The organism is Streptomyces sp. N50, assembly GCF_033335955.1.
In the GTDB taxonomy this organism is placed as follows: Bacteria; Actinomycetota; Actinomycetes; order Streptomycetales; family Streptomycetaceae; genus Streptomyces.
This window is the reverse complement of sequence record NZ_CP137549.1, coordinates 2,846,223-2,865,377: the sequence shown is the minus strand read 5'-3', so window position 1 is coordinate 2,865,377 and position 19,155 is coordinate 2,846,223. Positions and strand designations below refer to the sequence as shown.

Below are 19,155 nucleotides of genomic sequence, written 5' to 3'. Positions count from 1 at the left end.
CCTGCCGGACCAGGCGCGGCGCCCGGGAGCCTGACGGGAGAAACGCCCGCATGCTCGAACCGACCGAACCCGCAGAGGGTTCCGAACTGAACACCCCGAGCGACACGCTGCCGCCGCGCCGCAGGCGCCGCGCCGCGTCTCGCCCAGCGGGACCGCCGACCGGCGCCGAGGGCGCGGTCGAAAACAGCGCTCCGGCCATACCGGCCGAGGTGAGCGAAGCAGAAGAGAAGAGCGGGGCCGACGAGAGCGTCGGGGCACCCGCTGCCGTAGAGGCGCCTGCTGTCGTCGAGGCGCCTGTGGCCGAGGAGGCCGCGCCTTCCGGGCGGCCGCGTCGGCGTGCCACCCGGCGGGTGTCCGCGCCCGCCGGTGCGCCCGAGGCGAGTGAGGTGCCCGAGGCGGCCGAGATCGTGGTGCCGGCCGTTGCCGCCGCCGCGCCCGCCGCCGTGGAGGAAGACGCGGCGCCTGTCGCGTCCGACGAGGATGCCGCTCCCAAGCGCACCCGCCGTCGGGCCACGCGCCGGGTGACCGCGCCCGAGACCCTCGAGCCGGAGACCGCTGCGCCCGCTGCCGCAGCCGAGCCGGAGCCGGTGGAGGAGCCCGCGGCCGCGCCTGCCGTCGCCGCCGCGCCCGCCGCCGTAGAGGCTGTCGTGGAGGAAGAGGCCGCCGTGCCTGCCGGGCGTACGCGTCGGCGTGCCACGCGCCGTGTGTCCGCGCCTGCCGGGGCGCCCGAGGCCGCTGAGGTCGTCGAGAGCGCTGAAGCCACCGCAGTGACCGAAGAAGTGACCGAAGGTTCCGCCGCTGCCGCGTCCGATGAGGATGCCGGGCCGCGTCGGAGCCGTCGTCGCGCCACGCGCCGTGTGTCCGCGCCTGCCGGGACGCCCGTGGGCGAGGAGGCCCCTGTGAACGACGAGAACACCGCGGACACCGCGGAGACGAACACCCCTGCCGAGGCTCCCGCCGAGGACTCCGGGCCGCGTCGTCGGCGCCGGGCCGTGCGGACCGCCGCCGGCGGGTTCTCCGCGCCCGCGCCCAAGAACGGGAACGCTGCCGAGGAGGAGGACGGACCGCGTCGTCCGAGGCGGCCCGCGGTGGCCGTGTTCCAGGCGCCCGTCTTCACCGAGCCGATGTTCCAGACCCCGGAGCGGGCTGCCGCTGCCGCTGCCGCCGAGGCCGTGGAGGACGACGAGGAAGAGGTCGTCGTAGCGGAGCCCGTGGCCGTGGAGGTCGTCGAGGAGGAGACCGGCGGGCGTCGTCGGCGTCGTCGTCGCGGTGCCGCCTTCGAGGCCGAGCCCGAGGCGCCCGCTGTCGTCGAGGCCGTCGTCGTGGAGGAGGAGCCCGAAGAGGCCGACGAGGCCGAGGACTCCGCCGACGGTGACGAGGCCGAGGAGACCGGTTCGCGCCGCCGCCGTCGGCGTGGTGGCCGGCGCCGTCGCCGTGGCGAGTCCGCCACCGGTGAGGACGAGGGCGAGGACGGCGAGGAGTACGCCGCCGAGCAGGTCGCCCAGGATGCCGAGGACACCGCCGAGCAGGTCGAGGAGGACGCCGAGGAGGCGGACGACGACCAGGGCGGTTCAGGGTCCAGCAGCAGCCGTCGTAGGCGCCGTCGGCGTCGTCGCGCCGGTGACTCGGGCGGCGAGAGCGAGTCGCCCGCGTCGGCCGACGACCCCGAGCGCACCGTCGTCAAGGTCCGTGAGCCGCGCGCCAAGAAGGACGACCACCCCAGCGACGAGGTGCAGTCCATCAAGGGCTCGACGCGGCTGGAAGCCAAGAAGCAGCGCCGTCGTGAAGGCCGCGAGCAGGGGCGCCGGCGCGTCCCGATCATCACCGAGGCGGAGTTCCTGGCCCGCCGCGAGGCCGTCGAGCGCGTGATGGTCGTCCGGCAGAGCGGTGAGCGCACGCAGATCGGCGTCCTGGAGGACGGCGTGCTCGTCGAGCACTACGTCAACAAGGAGCAGTCGACCTCGTACGTCGGCAACGTCTACCTGGGCAAGGTCCAGAACGTGCTGCCCTCCATGGAGGCCGCGTTCATCGACATCGGCAAGGGGCGCAACGCCGTCCTGTACGCCGGTGAAGTGAACTTCGAGGCGCTCGGCATGGCCAATGGGCCGCGCCGCATCGAGTCCGCCCTGAAGTCCGGTCAGTCGGTCCTCGTGCAGGTCACGAAGGACCCGATCGGGCACAAGGGCGCGCGCCTCACCAGCCAGGTCTCCCTCCCCGGCCGCTACCTCGTGTACGTGCCCGAGGGCTCCATGACCGGCATCAGCCGCAAGCTGCCCGACACCGAGCGGGCCCGGCTGAAGACCATCCTCAAGAAGATCGTCCCCGAGGACGCGGGCGTCATCGTGCGCACCGCCGCCGAGGGCGCGAGCGAGGACGAGCTGCGCCGTGACGTCGAGCGGCTGCAGGCGCAGTGGGAGGACATCCAGAAGAAGGCGAAGAGCGGCGGCGGCTCGAACGCGCCGACCCTGCTCTACGGCGAGCCGGACATGACCGTCCGCGTCGTGCGCGACATCTTCAACGAGGACTTCACCAAGGTCATCGTCAGCGGCGACGAGGCGTGGGACACCATCCACGGCTACGTCGCGCACGTCGCCCCCGACCTCGCCGACCGGCTCTCCCGCTGGACCTCCGAGGTCGACGTCTTCGCGACGTACCGCATCGACGAGCAGCTGATGAAGGCGCTGGACCGCAAGGTCTGGCTGCCCAGCGGCGGTTCGCTGGTCATCGACAAGACCGAAGCGATGATCGTGATCGACGTCAACACCGGCAAGTTCACCGGTCAGGGCGGCAACCTCGAAGAGACCGTGACCAGGAACAACCTGGAGGCGGCCGAGGAGATCGTGCGCCAGCTGCGGCTGCGCGACCTGGGCGGCATCGTCGTCATCGACTTCATCGACATGGTCCTGGAGTCCAACCGGGACCTCGTCCTGCGGCGGCTCCTGGAGTGCCTGGGACGCGACCGTACGAAGCACCAGGTCGCCGAGGTCACCTCGCTCGGCCTGGTCCAGATGACCCGCAAGCGCGTCGGACAGGGCCTCCTTGAGTCCTTCTCCGAGACCTGCGTCCACTGCAACGGCCGCGGTGTCATCGTGCACATGGAGCAGCCGACCTCGGTCGGTGGCGGCGGCAAGCGCAAGCGGCGCGGACGCGGCGGTGACGGGAACGGGCAGGACGTCCACGACACGCACGAGCACGACCACGAGCACGATGTGGCCGACGACGAGGTCGAGACGGAGGCGGAAGTCGCCGCCGAGGTCGCCACGCCGGTCCCGTTCGCCGAGCCCGAGTTCCAGCCCGACGAGGACCTCTACAGCAGCGCCGCCGAGGCGGAGGCCGCGGCCACCCGTGGCGGGCGTTCGCGGCGCCGGACGAGCCGGCGGGCGTCGGCTCCGGCCGGTGCGCCGAGGAACGAGCGGCACTCGCGCGAGGTGCGTGAGGAGGCCGAGCCGGCCGCTGTCGCGCAGGCCGAGCCCGTCGCCGTGGAGGACCCGGTTGTCGAGGCTCCCGCGGTCGAGGAGACCCCGGCGCCTGCGTCTGTCGTCGAGACTCCTGTGGTCGACGACGCGGCTCCCAAGGGGCGTACGCGTCGGCGTGCGACCCGTAAGGCGACCGCGCCCGCCGGTTCGCCGGCCGGGTCCGAGGAGGCCGCCGTCGTGACGGTGACCGAGGCCGCCGCGCCGGTGGTCGTCGAGACGCCGGCTCCTGCTGCGGCTCCGGTCGAGCAGCCCGAGGCGCCCGCCGAGAGCGCGGCTCCGGCCCGCCCGCGGCGTCGTGCCGTGCGCAAGGCGACCGCGCCCACCGCGTCCGAGGAGGCGGCCGTGACGGTCGTACCGTCGGCCGTGGTGGAGGAGGCCCCGGTCGCAGACGCCGAGGCGGAGGCTCCGGCCAAGAAGACGGCCGCGCGCAAGGCCGCCAAGAAGGCTCCGGCGAAGAAGGCGGCCGCCAAGAAGACGGCGGCGACCAAGACCGCGGCCAAGAAGACGGCCGCGAAGAAGACGACGGCCAAGAAGGCCGCCAAGACCACGTCGAAGAAGACCGCGGCGGCGGAGCAGACGAGCCCGTCCTCCGTCACCGCCTCCACCGACGAGGGCTGAACCCAGGGGGTGTGCGGCCGGTCCATGTGATCGGTCGCACACCCGCAGGGGCCCGGTTTGACCCGTTCGGCTGCGGCCCCGTAACCTTGACTGTCGGCGTGTCCACTGGTGACACGCCACATCCCCGTAAACCTCTTCCTCCCGGGCGTGTTCCGCCGGGAGAGGCCGTCTGCTCCGCAGGGCGGCTGGACTGCGGGGGTGCCGTCCCTGAGCTAGAGAGTGAGATCCGCGTGTACGCCATCGTGCGCAGCGGTGGTCGCCAGCACAAGGTTGCTGTCGGCGACATCGTTGAGGTTGACAAGATTTCCACTGCCAAGGTTGGCGACACGGTCGAGCTCTCGACCCTGCTCGTTGTCGACGGCGACGCTGTGACCAGCGACCCGTGGGTGCTGGCCGGCATCAAGGTCCAGGCCGAGATCGTGGACCACCACAAGGGCGTCAAGATCGACATCCTTCGGTACAAGAACAAGACCGGTTACCGCCGTCGTCAGGGCCACCGCCAGCAGTACACGGCGATCAAGGTCACTGAGATCCCCGCGGCTGCGAAGTAAGGGACTGAGGAGAGATGGCACACAAGAAGGGCGCATCGTCCACCCGGAACGGTCGCGACTCCAATGCCCAGCGGCTCGGCGTGAAGCGCTTCGGCGGTCAGGTCGTCAACGCTGGTGAGATCCTGGTCCGCCAGCGCGGCACCCACTTCCACCCCGGTTCGGGCGTCGGCCGTGGCGGCGACGACACGCTGTTCGCGCTGAACGCCGGTGCGGTGGAGTTCGGTACGCACCGTGGCCGCAAGGTCGTGAACATCGTTCCGGTCGCCTGACACATCAGGTAGCTGATTCAGGCAACTGGCATCAGGTGGCTGAATCAGGCAACTGATCGGAAGCTTTCGCGAGGCGGACCTCACTTCCCTTCCGGGAAGCGGGTCCGCCTTTCGCGTGTTTCTACTGGTAGCAGCAGCTGGCTGCACCCCTAAGACTTTCTTGTACGTAACTGGAGGCACATCCCATGACCACCTTCGTGGACCGCGTCGAGCTGCATGTCGCCGCGGGTAACGGAGGCCACGGCTGTGCCTCCGTCCACCGTGAGAAGTTCAAGCCGCTCGGCGGCCCGGACGGCGGCAACGGCGGAAGGGGCGGTGACGTCATCCTCATCGTCGACCAGTCCGTGACCACGCTGCTCGACTACCACCACTCCCCGCACCGCAAGGCCACCAACGGCAAGCCCGGCGAGGGCGGTAACCGCTCCGGCAAGGACGGCACGGACCTGGTCCTGCCGGTGCCGGACGGCACGGTCGTGATGGACGGCGCGGGCAACGTCCTCGCCGACCTCGTCGGCCACGGCACCTCGTACATCGCCGCGCAGGGCGGCCGGGGCGGCCTCGGCAACGCGGCGCTGGCGTCGGCCCGCCGCAAGGCCCCCGGCTTCGCGCTCCTCGGTGTCCCCGGTGACCTCCGGGACATCGTCCTGGAGCTGAAGACGGTCGCCGACGTGGCGCTGGTCGGCTACCCGAGCGCCGGCAAGTCCTCGCTGATCTCCGTGCTGAGCGCGGCCAAGCCGAAGATCGCCGACTACCCCTTCACGACCCTCGTCCCGAACCTCGGCGTGGTGACGGCCGGCGAGACGGTCTACACGATCGCCGACGTGCCCGGCCTCATCCCCGGCGCGAGCCAGGGCAAGGGTCTCGGCCTGGAGTTCCTGCGCCACGTCGAGCGGTGCAGCGTCCTCGTGCACATCCTGGACACCGCGACGCTGGAGTCCGAGCGCGACCCGATCTCCGACCTCGACATGATCGAGGAGGAGCTGAAGCAGTACGGCGGCCTCGACCGCCGTCCGCGCATGGTCGTCCTGAACAAGATCGACGTACCGGACGGCAAGGACCTGGCCGAGATGGTGCGCCCCGACCTGGAGGCGCGCGGCTACCGCGTCTTCGAGGTGTCGGCGGTCGCGCACACGGGACTGCGTGAACTCTCCTTCGCGCTCGCGGAGTTGATCGCCGCGTCGCGTGCCGCGAAGCCGCAGGAGGAGGCGACCCGGATCGTCATCCGCCCGAAGGCGGTCGACGACAGCGGCTTCACCGTCGTACAGGAGGAGGACGGCCTCTTCCGCGTGCGCGGCGAGAAGCCCGAACGCTGGGTCCGCCAGACCGACTTCAGCAACGACGAGGCCGTCGGCTACCTCGCCGACCGCCTCAACCGCCTCGGCGTCGAGCAGTCCCTGATGAAGGCGGGTGCCCGCTCCGGCGACGGCGTCGCGATCGGCCCCGAGGACAACGCGGTCGTCTTCGACTGGGAGCCGACGGTGATGGCCGGCGCGGAGATGCTGGGCCGCCGCGGCGAGGACCACCGCTTCGAGGCCCCGCGCCCGGCGGCACAGCGCCGCCGCGACAACCAGGCCGAACGGGACGAGGCGACCCAGGAGTTCAACGACTTCAAGCCGTTCTGAGGGGACGGGGAGGGGCGGCGCGGCGCGGTTCCGGGTGACTGGGGCTGTGCGGTGAGTGGCTGGCGGGCGGCGTGATCGTGTGGCTTGGCGGGGTGACTGTTCGCCGCTCTGGATGATTGCGTGGCCGGCGAGGTGACTGTCTGTCGGGTGCGGTGGTCGGTCGTCCGGCGGGATGGTCACTTGCCCGGCGCGGTGCCGCTCGTTCGGTGTGGCGGCTTCCTGTTTCTGGCGTGGTGGCTGTCTGGTTCGGTGTGACGGTTGCCTGCCTGGCGTGCCGTTCGCTTGCTCTGTGCGGTGGTTGTCCGTCCAGGGGCGGGTGTGAACTGCTCATCCGGCTCGTGGGACGGCCGTCCGTCGGATGCGGTGACTTGTCGTGCGTCGGGACGGACCACCCGCCCGTCGCCGGTGGTTGTCCGCGCGACGCGGTCGCCGCTCGCCCCGCGTGACGGCTGCCCCTCCGGCGCCCTCGCCGTCGGCCCCGGCGAGGTGACTGCCCGTCGGGCGTGGCGACCTGCCGACCGGCGGGATGTCCAGTCGCCCGGCGGGACGTCCACTCGCCCGGCGCGACGGCCACCTGTCCGGCGCCCTGGTCGTCCGCCCAGGCGAGGTGACCGCCCGTCAGCCGCGCCAACCGTCCGGCTCGGCATGACGACAGCTCGCCCCGTACCTCGCTCACCCCCGCGTCGCCCCCCCCGCGCCTCACCCGTCCATCCCCGGATCACCCCCACCCCCTCCCTCGTCCGGCGTCAAGATCACTCGCCCCCGTGACCAACCTGGCCGAACCCCGTTGCTCTCGGAGTAGCGGGGCCCTCGCTGTGCGCTTATTTGTCATGGACGCGATACCTACTGTTCAGCAGACGGGACTCCGCGCACTGTGAGGCTTCCAAGTGACCCAAGAGGCCAACGTCGCAAGGGAGTTCACCGATGACCGGAGCCGTATCACCCGATCGACGACGTTTTCTCGCGGCCGGCGCGGCGGTGCTCGGGGCCGCCGCTTCCGCTCAGCTCTGGCTGCCCAGCTCCGCGCAGGCTGCCGAAACACCGTTGCCCGACGGGGTGTTCAGCCTCGGCGTCTCCTCCGGGGACCCGTTGCCCGACGGCGTCGTGCTGTGGACGCGGCTCGCCCCGGACCCGCTCAACGGGGGCGGGATGCCCGATCGGGTCGTTCCCGTGGAGTGGGAACTCGCCGAGGACGCGCGGTTCAGAAAGCAGGTGCGCCGGGGCTTCGCGCCCGCCCGGCCCGAGTACGGGCACAGCGTTCACGTGGATGTACGGGGACTGCGCCCCGGCCGTGACTACTGGTACCGCTTCCGTGTCAGCGGGCAGATCTCCGCCACCGGACGTACCCGTACCGCGCCCCACGCGAACAGCTCCGGCGGCCGGCTCCGCGTCGCGCTCGCCTCCTGTCAGAACTGGCAGAACGGCTACTTCACGCCGTACGCCGACATGCTGGCCCAGGACCCCGACTTCGTGCTCTTCGTCGGCGACTACATCTACGAGTCGGCGCCGTCGAACGCGGGCCCGCGCCGGCACGAGGGGACGGGGGAGCCGTACAGCCTGGTCCAGTACCGCAACCGGTACGCGCAGTACCGCACCGACCCGGATCTGCTGGCCATGCACGCCAACACCCCCTGGGTCGTGACCTTCGACGACCACGAGGTCGACAACGACTGGGCGGGGGAGGTCCCGCAGGACCCCGACAAGCAGTCGCACGACGCGTTCGTCGCGCGGCTGACGGCGGCCTTCCAGGCGTACTACGAGCACATGCCGGTGCGCGCGACCGCCGTACCGAGCGGGCCGCACATCCAGATGTACCGGCGGCTGGAGTTCGGCCGGCTGATGCGGCTCAACGTCCTCGACACCCGGCAGTTCCGCAGCGACCAGGCCACCACCCAGGCCGGTGCCGAGGACCCGTCGATGACGATGATGGGTGCCGAGCAGAAGGCGTGGCTGCTCAGGGGGTTGAAGCACTCGCCCGCGCGCTGGAACGTCATCGCCTCGCAGATCATGATGGCCGAGACGGACACCCTGCTCGGCGCGGGCAAGCAGTGGTTCTACGACGCCTGGGACGGCTACCAGGTCGAACGCAACGCCCTGCTGGAGGACTTCAGGAGCGTCCGCAATCCCGTGGTGCTCAGCGGCGACCGGCACCTCACGATGATCAGCGACCTGAAGGAGGACTTCGCCGATCCGGACTCCGACGTCGTCGGCGCCGAGTTCGTCGGCACGTCCATCTCCAGCAACGGCGACCAGGACCAGGCCGCCTTCCACGCCCAGTGGGACCCGCTGATGGCGGACAACCCGCACTGGAAGGTGATCGACGCCCACCGCGGCTACCACCTGTTCGACATCCGCAAGGACGGCATCGACGCCCGGGTGAGGGTCGTGGACACCGTGCTCAAGCCCACGGCCACGCCCAGCACCTATGCCTCACTCCGGGTCGAGTCGGACGACCCGGGTGTCAACGTCGTATAGGAGTTCGTGAAGCCTGTGTGACGGGAGCCTGGGACTCATCTGTGTCCCAGGCTCCTCTCAGGGCAAACTCAGGAACAACTCTTACCGTCCGTTAACCATGGAGACGGATTGTATTAAGGAAGCGCTGCCCGTCGGGACCCGGCTGCTGCACATCGGCCCGCACAAGACCGGGACCACGGCCATCCAGGGCGCGCTCTTCGCCGCGAAGGACACGATGCCCGAGCACGGCGTCGACTTCCCCGCGCACAGCAGGCACCCGATGGAAGCGGCCCTCGCCGCCTGCGCACGGCCCGCGATGATGGGCGACACCGTGCCCACCGACAAACACTGGACGCGCCTCCTCGACGCCGTGCGCGCCACCGGCGACCGCACCTCGGTGATCAGCAGTGAGTTCTTCGCCGACGCCCAGGACGACGAGACGCTGGCCAGGATCGTGGAACAGCTCGGCGGCGAGCGCGTGCACATCCTCATCACCCTGCGCCCGCTGGCGAGGATCATGCCCTCGCAGTGGCAGCAGTACGTGCAGAACGGCCTGCGCATGGGCTACGACAACTGGCTGGAGCACATGCTCCGCAAGGCGCCGTACGAGCAGCCCAACCCCAGCTTCTGGCGGCGGCACCGGCACGACCGGCTGGTCGAGCGCTGGGCCCGGGTCGTCGGTCCCGAGCGCGTCACCGTCGTCGTGGTCGACGACAGCGACCGGGACGGGTTGCTGCGCACCTTCGAGACGCTGCTCGGACTGCCCGCGAATCTCCTGCGGCCGGTTCCGGACGCGGCGAACCGTTCTCTTACCCTCGCCGAGACCGAAATGCTGCGGAAGCTCAACGTGGAATTCCGCGGCAATGGACTCCCCGACGAGCTGTATTCCAAGCTCGTGCGCAACGGCGCGGTCATGCATATGAAGAATGCGTGCAGCCCGACTCCGCAGGACGTGAAGATCACCACGCCCCAGTGGGCGGTCGAGGCGGCCGGTGCGATCGGCGCCGAGATGGCCGGGACCATCGCCGCCACGGGCGTACGGGTCGTAGGGGACACGGCACTGCTCTCGGCCGTGCCGGAGGCCGCTTCGGAGGCTGTGGGCAAGGCGGCCGGGGTGCCGCGGATCGCGCCCGAAGTGGCCGCGCAGGCGCTCTACGGGGCGCTCGCGGCGGCCGCGTCGGCGCCCGTGCGGCACAGTGCGCCGGCGAAGGCGCGGACGGTCCACCAGACGTCGTCGAAGGAACTCGTACGGGTTCTCGGTCACCGTTGTCTGAAGAAGCTCCGTCGGCGCTGAGTCCCGTCATCGTCCGGTTACCGGCAGTGCAAGATGAATGACAGGTGTCGCGCACATATGCGGTGGAGGTCACTCGCCTTGCACTGCGGTAACCGCGAGTGGGACCATTTGCCAGTTCCCCCATTGTCCCGAGGTAGGTCAAGGTCACCTGTGTCGCACATAGCCAAGCCCCGCACCACCGCAGTGATCCTGGCCGGCGGTACCGGCCAGCGGGTGGGTCTCTCGATCCCCAAGCAGCTGCTGAAGATCGCCGGCAAGGCAGTCATCGAGCACACCCTGACCACCTTCGAGAACGCCGACTCGATCGACGACATCATCGTCCTGATGGCGCCGGGCTACGTCCCGGACATCGAGAAGATCGTCGCCAAGGCCGGCTTCAAGAAGGTCACCCGGATCATCGAGGGCGGCTCGACGCGGAACGAGACCACCGAGCGCGCCATCGCCGCGCTGGGTGAGGGCCTGGCCGAGGGCGAGGACCGTAACGTCCTCTTCCACGACGCCGTGCGCCCCCTGCTCTCGCAGCGCGTGATCGACGACTGTGTGATCGCCCTGGAGCGCTTCCAGGCCGTGGACGTGGCCATCCCGTCCGCCGACACCATCATCGTGACCCGCACCCACGGCGACGACGGCGAGTTCATCACCGAGATCCCGGACCGCTCCCGGCTGCGCCGCGGCCAGACGCCCCAGGCGTTCAAGCTGTCCACGATCCGCCGTGCCTACGAGGTCGCGGCCGGTGACCCCAACTTCCAGGCCACGGACGACTGTTCGGTCGTGCTCAAGTACCTGCCGGACGTGCCGATCCACGTCGTCGCGGGCGACGAGTACAACATGAAGGTCACCCAGCCCGTCGACGTCTTCATCGCCGACAAGCTCTTCCAGCTCGCCTCCACCGCCGCGCCCGAGCAGGTCGACGAGGCCGCCTACCGCGAGCTGCTCACCGGCAAGACGCTGGTCGTCTTCGGCGGCTCGTACGGCATCGGCAAGGACATCGCCGAGGTCGCCGAGGGCTACGGCGCCACGGTGTACGCGCTGGGCCGCTCGACCACCGGCACGCACGTCGAGAACCCCGAGGAGGTCGACGACGCGCTGTCCAAGGCGTACGGCGAGACCGGGCGCATCGACTACGTCATCAACACCGCGGGCGTGCTCCGCATCGGCAAGCTGGCCGAGACGGACAACGCGACGATCGAGGAGGCGCTGAAGGTCAACTACCTCGCGCCCGTGCAGATCGCCCGTTCCGCGTACAAGTACCTGGCCGAGACCAAGGGCCAGCTGCTGCTCTACACCTCCAGCAGCTACACGCGCGGCCGCGCCGAGTACAGCCTGTACTCCTCGACCAAGGCCGCGATGGTCAACCTCACGCAGGCCCTGTCGGACGAGTGGGCCGGCGACGGCATCCGCGTGAACTGCATCAACCCGGAGCGCACCGCCACCCCGATGCGCACCAAGGCCTTCGGCCAGGAGCCCACCGGCACGCTGCTCTCCTCCGAGGCCGTGGCCCGCACCTCGCTCGACGTGCTGCTGTCCGAGCTGACCGGCCATGTCATCGACGTCCGCCAGCAGGACCCGACGGCCGGCGCGGCCAGGGCCTCCGGCTTCGAGGCCGCCCTCGCCTCGGTCCTGGACGTCCAGGACGGCGTTTAATTAAGCCTGCCTCTGAGATCTCGGTAAATTACTCAAAACCCCCAAGAGCAGGTTTATCAGTGATTTCCACCGCTATTCGCGTGGCCCGGGTGGGCAGCGCGGCTGAGCTGGCCGCCGCCGTCCTGATGATGCTGGGATACCCGGCCCTCATGCTGGCCGCCCTCATCCCGAGCGTCCCCGCCTTCGCCGCCGCGGCCGTCGTCACCTACGTCGCGGACCACTACCTCCACCGCCAGGCCAGCTACCTGATCAACCGCCTCAGCAAGGTCAGAGCGGGCCTCTCCATCCGCTTCCTGATCCGCCAGCTGCTGCTGATCCTGCTGCTGGCCCGCATGAACCTCTCCGACAACCTCATCTTCTACGGCGCGATCGCCTGCTTCATCGCCTTCTACGGCCTCCAGGCCCCGCACGGCGCGGTCGTCACGCTGATCCGCAACCGCCGCCGGATGCCGGTCGCCACCCGCAACGTCGACCTCGGCTCCCGCATCCACATCCCGGACGCCCCGAAGTTCGGCCTGCTGGAGCGCTCCGCCGAGAAGATGCTCCACCTCGACCTGTTCGCCGTCGTGGGCCTGCTGATCTCGGCCCAGCTCGACTCCGCCGTCGCCGCCTTCATCGGCATCGGCGTCACCCTGTTCCTGGGCACCCTCTACGTCGCCGCGCTGCTGCCGTACATAAGGGGTACGAAGATCCCGCCGACGCCCGAGGTCATCCTCGCGGCCGTGGACGACTGGCTGCACGAGTACAAGCCGCAGACGGTGCTCTACTTCTCCGGCTCCAAGGACTCGGCGTACCAGGTCAACATGTGGCTGGAGACCATGGAGCAGCTGGACACCCGGCCGCTGGTCCTGCTCCGCGAGCGCGTCATACTGCAGAACCTCGCCCAGACCAAGGCCCCCGTCATCTGCGTGCCCGGCGGTGTGCACCTGATGAACATGGACCTCTCGACCGTGCGCGTCGCGCTCTACGCGGCCAACGTCGGCAAGAACATCCACCTGCTGCGCGTCCCCACCATGAAGCACGTCTTCATCGGCCACGGCGACAGCGACAAGCTGGCCAGCGTCAACCCGTTCAGCAAGGTCTACGACGAGGTGTGGACCGCCGGCCGCGCGGGCCGCGACCGCTACGCCATCGCCGACGTCGGCGTCCGCGACGACGACATCGTCGAGGTCGGCCGCCCCCAGCTCGCCCCGATCCAGACCTGGCAGGGCGTGCCCGAGGGCCGTATCCCGACCGTGCTCTACGCCCCCACCTGGGAGGGCTGGGACAACGACCCCGGCAACACCTCCCTCCTCCTGGCCGGCGAGAACATCGTGAAGAAGCTGCTCAAGGCCGACCCGCCGGTGCGCGTGCTGTACAAGCCGCACCCCTTCACCGGCACGGTCAGCCCCGCGGCCGGCTCCGCGCACCGCAAGGTCGTCGCCCTGGTCGAGAAGGCCGCCCTCCAGCGCGCGAGCGACCCCCGCTTCACCGCCGACGCGGCCGCCCAGACCAAGGCCAAGGCCGACCTGGCCCGCATCGAGGCCCGCATCGCCGAACTCTCCGGCGGCCCCGCCGACAAGGGCGACGAGGCCGAGCTGACCCGTGACGGCGTGGTCGACCTGGTCAAGTACGAGGAGATCGCCCGGCTGCGCGCCGAGTGGAACGACGCGTACTGGACCGCCGCCGGCACCTTCGAGCACCGGGTCATCTCGGGTTCCGAGCCGCGCCTGTACGACTGCTTCAACGTGTCCGACGCGATGGTCTCCGACATCTCCAGCGTGGTCTCCGACTTCATCGCGAGCGGCAAGCCGTACGCGGTGACGGACTCTGCGGTGCTGGGCGTGGAGGAGTTCAAGCGGCAGAACACGGCGGTGCGCGCGGCCGTGATCCTCTCCAACAAGGCGTCGGAACTGGGTGAGTTGCTGGCTTCGGTCCGCACCCCGGACGCCGACCCGATGGCCGAGGACCGCAAGGAACTCAAGGAATACCTGCTGGGCCCGGACGAGCCCACGTCGATCGAGCAGTTCAACTCGGCGGTGGGGAACCTGGCGGCCAAGTCCGAGACGCGGAACGTCGGCCAGGAGCGGGCGGCGGCGAGCGGGGACGCGGCGAGTCCGACCGAGGCGCAGCTGTCGGCGGATCCGACGGTCGGCTGACCCGCTTTCGGCCACGATTTGGTCAAGAAGGGCCCGGTTCTCGAGGAGTGATCCTCGAAAACCGGGCTCTTTTGCGTATCCCCCACTGACGAAGGACAACCGATCCACTCGATCGGCCGTCTTGTAGATGGCGATTCAATGGACAAAGGGGGGCGCGTGACCGTGACGCAGCCTGATGTGACCGTGGTCGTCGGGGCGTACGAGGCGATGCCGTACCTGGTCGAGTGCCTGCGCTCGGTCGAGGAGCAGACCCTGGACGCGGCCCGCATCGAGGTCATCGCCGTGGACGACGGCTCGACGGACGGCACGGGGGAGTACCTGGAGGAGTTCGCGGCCCGCGCCGCGGCCCACGTCACCGTGATCCACCAGGAGAACTCCGGCGGCCCCAGCTCCCCGCGCAACGTCGGCCTCGGCAAGGCGAGCGGGCGCTACGTCTTCTTCCTCGACGCCGACGACCGGCTCGCCCCCGAGGCGCTGGAGCGCATGGTCGCGATGGCCGACCGGAACGGCACGGACGTGGTGCTCGGCAAGGTCGAGGGCATCAACCGGGTCCCCCGAAGGCGGCTTGGGTGGAGACCCTGGAGCGCACCGACGTCTTCCACTCCAACATCAAGTTCACGCTGAGCGCCCAGAAGCTGTTCCGGCGGGCGCTGTTGGAGCGGCACAGCATGCGGTTCGACGAGTCGCTGTTCACCGGCGAGGACGCGCTGTTCACGATGGAGGCGTATCTCCGGGCCGACGGCGTCTCCGTGATCGCCGACCACACCTGCTACTACCTGGTCGGCCGCGACGACGGCAAACACGTGACGAAGAGCGGGAGTTACACCCTCCGCTTCGACTCCGCGCGCGCGTTGATGAACCTCATCGCGGAGATGGTTCCGCCGGGGGTGGAGCGCGACAAGCTGATGGTGCGGCCGTTCCTGGTGACCCTGCTTCCGCAGTTCGGGGCGAAGTACGCGGGGGACAGCGAGGATGTCCGGCGCCACAAGTTCGAGCTGGCCAAGCCGTTGATGGACGCCCACTGGACGGACGAGGTGGCGGTACGGCTCAAGGTCGACGAGCGGCTGCGGCTGCACCTGGTCGCGCAGGAACGCCCCGAACTCCTGCTGGCCGTGGTCGAGTTCATCAAGTCGAAGAAGCGACCGGACTCCGTCTTGGAGAGGGGTGGCCGCCGTGTGTACCTGGCGTATCCCCACTTCCGCTCCGCGTCGGCCGGGCTCCCTGATTCCCTCTACCTGGCGGAACCCCGGGAGGCGCGTGGGGTGGAGGGGTACCGGGAGGGGGCGGTTCTCCTCCGTCGAGTGATGAGGAAAGCGCGTCGGATGTTGAGGACGGGTCGGTAGTCGGTCGGGTGCGGCCCGGTGGGGGCTGGTCGCGCAGTTCCCCGCGCCCCTAAAAGACCCGGGTCGGCCTGCGTTTTCGGGTCGCGGGCAGTCGCCTTGAGCTCCCAGTGCGGGTGCGTGGGGGCTGGTCGCGCCCACGCGGCGGAGCCGCAAGTCGATACGGCCTCGCGCCCCTAAAAGACCCGGGTCGGCCTGCGTTTTCGGGTCGCGGGCAGTCGCCTTGAGCTCCCAGTGCGGGTGCGTGGGGGCTGGTCGCGCCCACGCGGCGGAGCCGCAAGTCGATACGGCCCCGCGCCCCTAGAAGACCCGGGTCGGCCTGCGTCTTCAGGTCGCGCCCACGCGGCGGAGCCGCAAAAGACACCGGTCGGCCCGCGTATTTAAGGGGCGCGGGGAACTGCGCGACCAGCCACGACGCACCCGCACCCGGAACTCAACCCATCTGTCCGCGACCTGGACCAACGTGCACAGGGCAACCCGGTTCGCGTAGATTGCCACCCCGACCTACCCGAGGGGACCGCGCACGTGGCAGGGGCAAGGCAGGCCGTGACCGAGGCCCGCAGGATCGTCGTCAAGGTGGGCTCCTCCTCGCTGACCACCGCGGCCGGCGGCCTGGACGCCGACCGGGTCGACGCACTCGTCGACGTCCTCGCCAAGAGCCGCAGCGGGGGAGAGAAAGAGGTCGTCCTCGTCTCCTCCGGTGCCATCGCCGCCGGCCTCGCCCCGCTGGGCCTGCGCCGCCGCCCCAAGGACCTCGCCCGCCAGCAGGCCGCCGCCAGCGTCGGCCAGGGCCTCCTCGTCGCCCGCTACACCGCCTCCTTCGCCCGCTACAGCATCCGCGTCGGTCAAGTCCTGCTCACCTCCGACGACATGAGCCGCCGCTCCCACCACCGCAACGCCTCCCGCACCCTCGACAAACTCCTCGCCATGGGCGCCCTCCCGATCGTCAACGAGAACGACACCGTCGCCACGGACGAGATCCGCTTCGGCGACAACGACCGGCTCGCCGCCCTCGTCGCCCACCTCGTCCACGCCGACCTCCTGGTCCTCCTCTCCGACATCGACGGCGTCTACGACGGCGACCCGAGCAGGCCGGGCACCTCGCGGATAGCGGAAGTGCGGGGACCGCAGGACCTCGCGCACGTCGAGATCGGCAGCGCGGGCAAGGCCGGCGTCGGCACCGGCGGCATGGTCACGAAGGTCGAGGCGGCCCGGATCGCCGCCGCCGCAGGCATCCCCGTCGTGCTCACCAGCGCGGTCCACGCGGCCGACGCGCTCACCGGCGGCGACACCGGAACCTACTTCCACGCCACCGGCAAACGCTCCGCTGACCGGCTGCTCTGGCTCCAGCACGCGTCCACCCCGCAGGGCTCGTTGACCCTCGACGACGGTGCCGTACGCGCGGTCGTCCAGCGCCGGATGTCCCTGCTGCCGGCCGGAATCGCCGCCGTCGAGGGCGAGTTCAGCGCGGGCGACCCCGTCGAACTCCGGGACAGCGCGGGGCACCCGGTCGCCCGGGGTCTCGTCAACTTCGACGCCAAGGAGATCCCCCAGCTGATCGGCCGCTCCACCAGGGAACTGGCACGGGAGCTGGGACCGTCGTACGAGAGGGAAGTCGTACACAGGGACGACCTGGTGATCCTGCACCCGTAAAACAACCGAAACGTCCGCCTCCTCGCGGTGGACCTTCCGTAAAAGCGCCACGCGGACGGCTTCGGCCTGCTCAACTTTGTCTCGGGGACAAATTCCGCGCGAGCACTGCAGCTCGACCGTTGCGTAAGGAGGCCGTCGTGAGACGAGTGCGCCCTGGGGCGGCGGCGTCCCGCGGTGGTACCACCTCCCGCGCGCCCGGCGAGGAGCGCACGCTGACGAGCGTCGCGGCCGGCGCCCGGTACGAGGGCGAGGAACCCAAGGACCTGCCCCGGCTCTGGCATGTCACCCTCAGCGTCTCCGGCGGCGAGGCCCCGCTGAAGGAGGTGCGGCGCGGTCTGGAACAGCTCGCCCACGACCACCCCTTTCTGCTGACCAGCCGCTACGCCAACGACCACGCGGAGATCCGCTACTGGGAAGAGGCCCGCGACCTGCACGACGCGGCCGCCGTCGCGTTGCGCCTGTGGGGCGAGCACCGCCAGACCGCGAAGCTGCCCCCGTGGGAGATCGTCGGCCTGGAGGTCATCGACCGCGAGACCTACCACCAGCGCATCTCCGAGGGCTACGGCCCGCTGCCCGCGACCCCGGTGGGCGTCCACCCGTTCTGAGATCTCCCCGTTCTGAGATCTCCCCGGGATCCGTTTTGAGCCGTCTTCGGGCTCTTCCGCGCTTGTCTCGCGGTTTGGTACAGCCGGTGGACGTCCCCGCAGGGCGCACTACCCTTCCCTCATGACCACGCTCTCGCCGTACGACTCCCTGTCCCCGGTCACGCAGGCCGCGTACCGCGCCAAGTCCGCCGCCGCCGACCTCGCGCCGCTGCCGCGCGCCGAGAAGGACGACGCGCTGCTCGCCATCGCGGACGCGCTGGAAGTCCGTACGAGCGAGATCGTCGAGGCCAACGCCAAGGACATCGCCAAGGCCCGCGCGGCCGGCACCAGCGAGACGGTCATCGACCGGCTGACGCTCACGCCCGAGCGCGTACGGGCCATCGCCTCGGACGTACGGGACGTCGTCGCGCTGCCCGACCCGGTCGGCGAGGTCGTCCGCGGCTCGACCCTCCCGAACGGCATCGACCTGCGCCAGGTCCGCGTCCCCCTCGGCGTCGTCGGCATCATCTACGAGGCCCGCCCGAACGTCACCGTGGACGCCGCCGCCCTCTGTCTCAAGTCCGGCAACGCGGTCCTCCTGCGCGGCTCGGCCTCCGCCTACGAGTCCAACACCGCCCTCGTGCGCGTCATCCGCGACGCGGTCGGCGGCGCCGGACTGCCCGCCGACGCCGTGCAGTTGGTGCCCGGCGAGAACCGCGAGAGCGTCCGCGAACTGATGCGCGCCCGGGGTCTCGTCGACGTCCTCATCCCGCGCGGCGGCGCCTCCCTGATCCAGACCGTCGTCAGCGAGTCGACCGTCCCCGTGATCGAGACCGGCGTCGGCAACTGCCACGTCTACGTCGACGCGGACGCCGATCTCGACATGGCGATCGACATCCTGATCAACTCCAAGGCCCAGCGGCCCAGCGTCTGCAACGCCGCCGAGACCCTCCTCGTCCACCAGGACATCGCCCCCGAGTTCCTGCCGCGTGCCCTGGACGCCCTCGCCGAGGCCGGCGTCACCGTGCACGCCGACGAGCGCGTCCTCGCCTACGCCAAGGACTCCGAGGCCACCGTCGTCGAGGCCACCCTGGAGGACTGGGACACCGAGTACCTCTCCTACGACATCGCCGCCGCCGTCGTCGACTCGCTCGACAAGGCCGTCCAGCACATCCGGCTGTGGAGCTCCGGCCACACCGAGGCCATCGTCACCAGCTCCCAGCAGGCCGCCCGCCGCTTCACCCAGCTGGTCGACTCCACCACCGTCGCCGTGAACGCCTCCACGCGCTTCACGGACGGCAGCCAGTTCGGCTTCGGCGCCGAGATCGGCATCTCCACCCAGAAGCTGCACGCGCGGGGCCCGATGGGCCTGCCGGAGCTGACGAGCACCAAGTACATCGTCACCGGCGACGGTCACATCCGCCGCTGAGGTGCGGCCGTTCCGCCGTCTGGCATATGCGGCGGGCATAACGCCTCGTCGGGGGAGAGGTGTCTCACCCAACGGATGAATTT

At 70.3% G+C, this 19,155-nt stretch carries 11 protein-coding genes and 1 pseudogene; all 12 read left to right on the top strand.

Annotated features, from left to right (window positions below; translation table 11 throughout):
- Positions 1-50: 50 nt before the first annotated feature.
- Positions 51-4,094, top strand: a complete 4,044-nt coding sequence (locus tag R2B38_RS12515; RefSeq protein WP_318016297.1) for an Rne/Rng family ribonuclease — start codon at positions 51-53, stop codon at positions 4,092-4,094.
- A 230-nt stretch (positions 4,095-4,324) separates the two neighbouring features.
- On the top strand, positions 4,325-4,645 hold the full coding sequence (gene rplU, locus R2B38_RS12510; protein ID WP_006374708.1) for a 50S ribosomal protein L21: 321 nt from the start codon (positions 4,325-4,327) through the stop codon (positions 4,643-4,645).
- Positions 4,646-4,659: 14 nt separating this feature from the next.
- A complete protein-coding gene (rpmA, locus tag R2B38_RS12505; RefSeq protein WP_019063244.1) occupies positions 4,660-4,914 on the top strand; it encodes a 50S ribosomal protein L27 in 255 nt (84 codons plus the stop codon).
- A gap of 185 nt (positions 4,915-5,099) precedes the next feature.
- Positions 5,100-6,536, top strand: coding sequence for a GTPase ObgE (gene obgE, locus R2B38_RS12500; protein WP_033285909.1), 1,437 nt, complete (start codon positions 5,100-5,102; stop codon positions 6,534-6,536).
- Positions 6,537-7,460: 924 nt separating this feature from the next.
- Positions 7,461-9,011, top strand: coding sequence for an alkaline phosphatase D family protein (locus R2B38_RS12495; protein ID WP_318016296.1), 1,551 nt, complete (start codon positions 7,461-7,463; stop codon positions 9,009-9,011).
- Positions 9,012-9,108: 97 nt separating this feature from the next.
- Positions 9,109-10,284, top strand: a complete 1,176-nt coding sequence (locus tag R2B38_RS12490; protein ID WP_318016295.1) for a hypothetical protein — start codon at positions 9,109-9,111, stop codon at positions 10,282-10,284.
- A 150-nt stretch (positions 10,285-10,434) separates the two neighbouring features.
- Entirely contained in the window at positions 10,435-11,928 is a 1,494-nt protein-coding gene (locus tag R2B38_RS12485) for a bifunctional cytidylyltransferase/SDR family oxidoreductase (protein WP_318016294.1), read from the top strand.
- Between the two features lie 59 nt (positions 11,929-11,987).
- Entirely contained in the window at positions 11,988-14,066 is a 2,079-nt protein-coding gene (locus tag R2B38_RS12480; RefSeq protein WP_318016293.1) for a hypothetical protein, read from the top strand.
- A 156-nt stretch (positions 14,067-14,222) separates the two neighbouring features.
- Positions 14,223-15,409 (top strand): annotated as a pseudogene (locus R2B38_RS12475) (glycosyltransferase family 2 protein).
- A gap of 543 nt (positions 15,410-15,952) precedes the next feature.
- Positions 15,953-17,059, top strand: coding sequence for a glutamate 5-kinase (gene proB, locus R2B38_RS12470; RefSeq protein WP_318021657.1), 1,107 nt, complete (start codon positions 15,953-15,955; stop codon positions 17,057-17,059).
- Positions 17,060-17,205: 146 nt separating this feature from the next.
- Positions 17,206-17,664 carry a hypothetical protein gene (locus tag R2B38_RS12465; RefSeq protein ID WP_033285916.1) on the top strand — a complete coding sequence of 153 codons (459 nt, stop codon included), beginning with the start codon at positions 17,206-17,208 and terminating at the stop codon, positions 17,662-17,664.
- Between the two features lie 121 nt (positions 17,665-17,785).
- A complete protein-coding gene (locus R2B38_RS12460; RefSeq protein ID WP_318016292.1) occupies positions 17,786-19,072 on the top strand; it encodes a glutamate-5-semialdehyde dehydrogenase in 1,287 nt (428 codons plus the stop codon).
- Positions 19,073-19,155 lie beyond the last annotated feature (83 nt).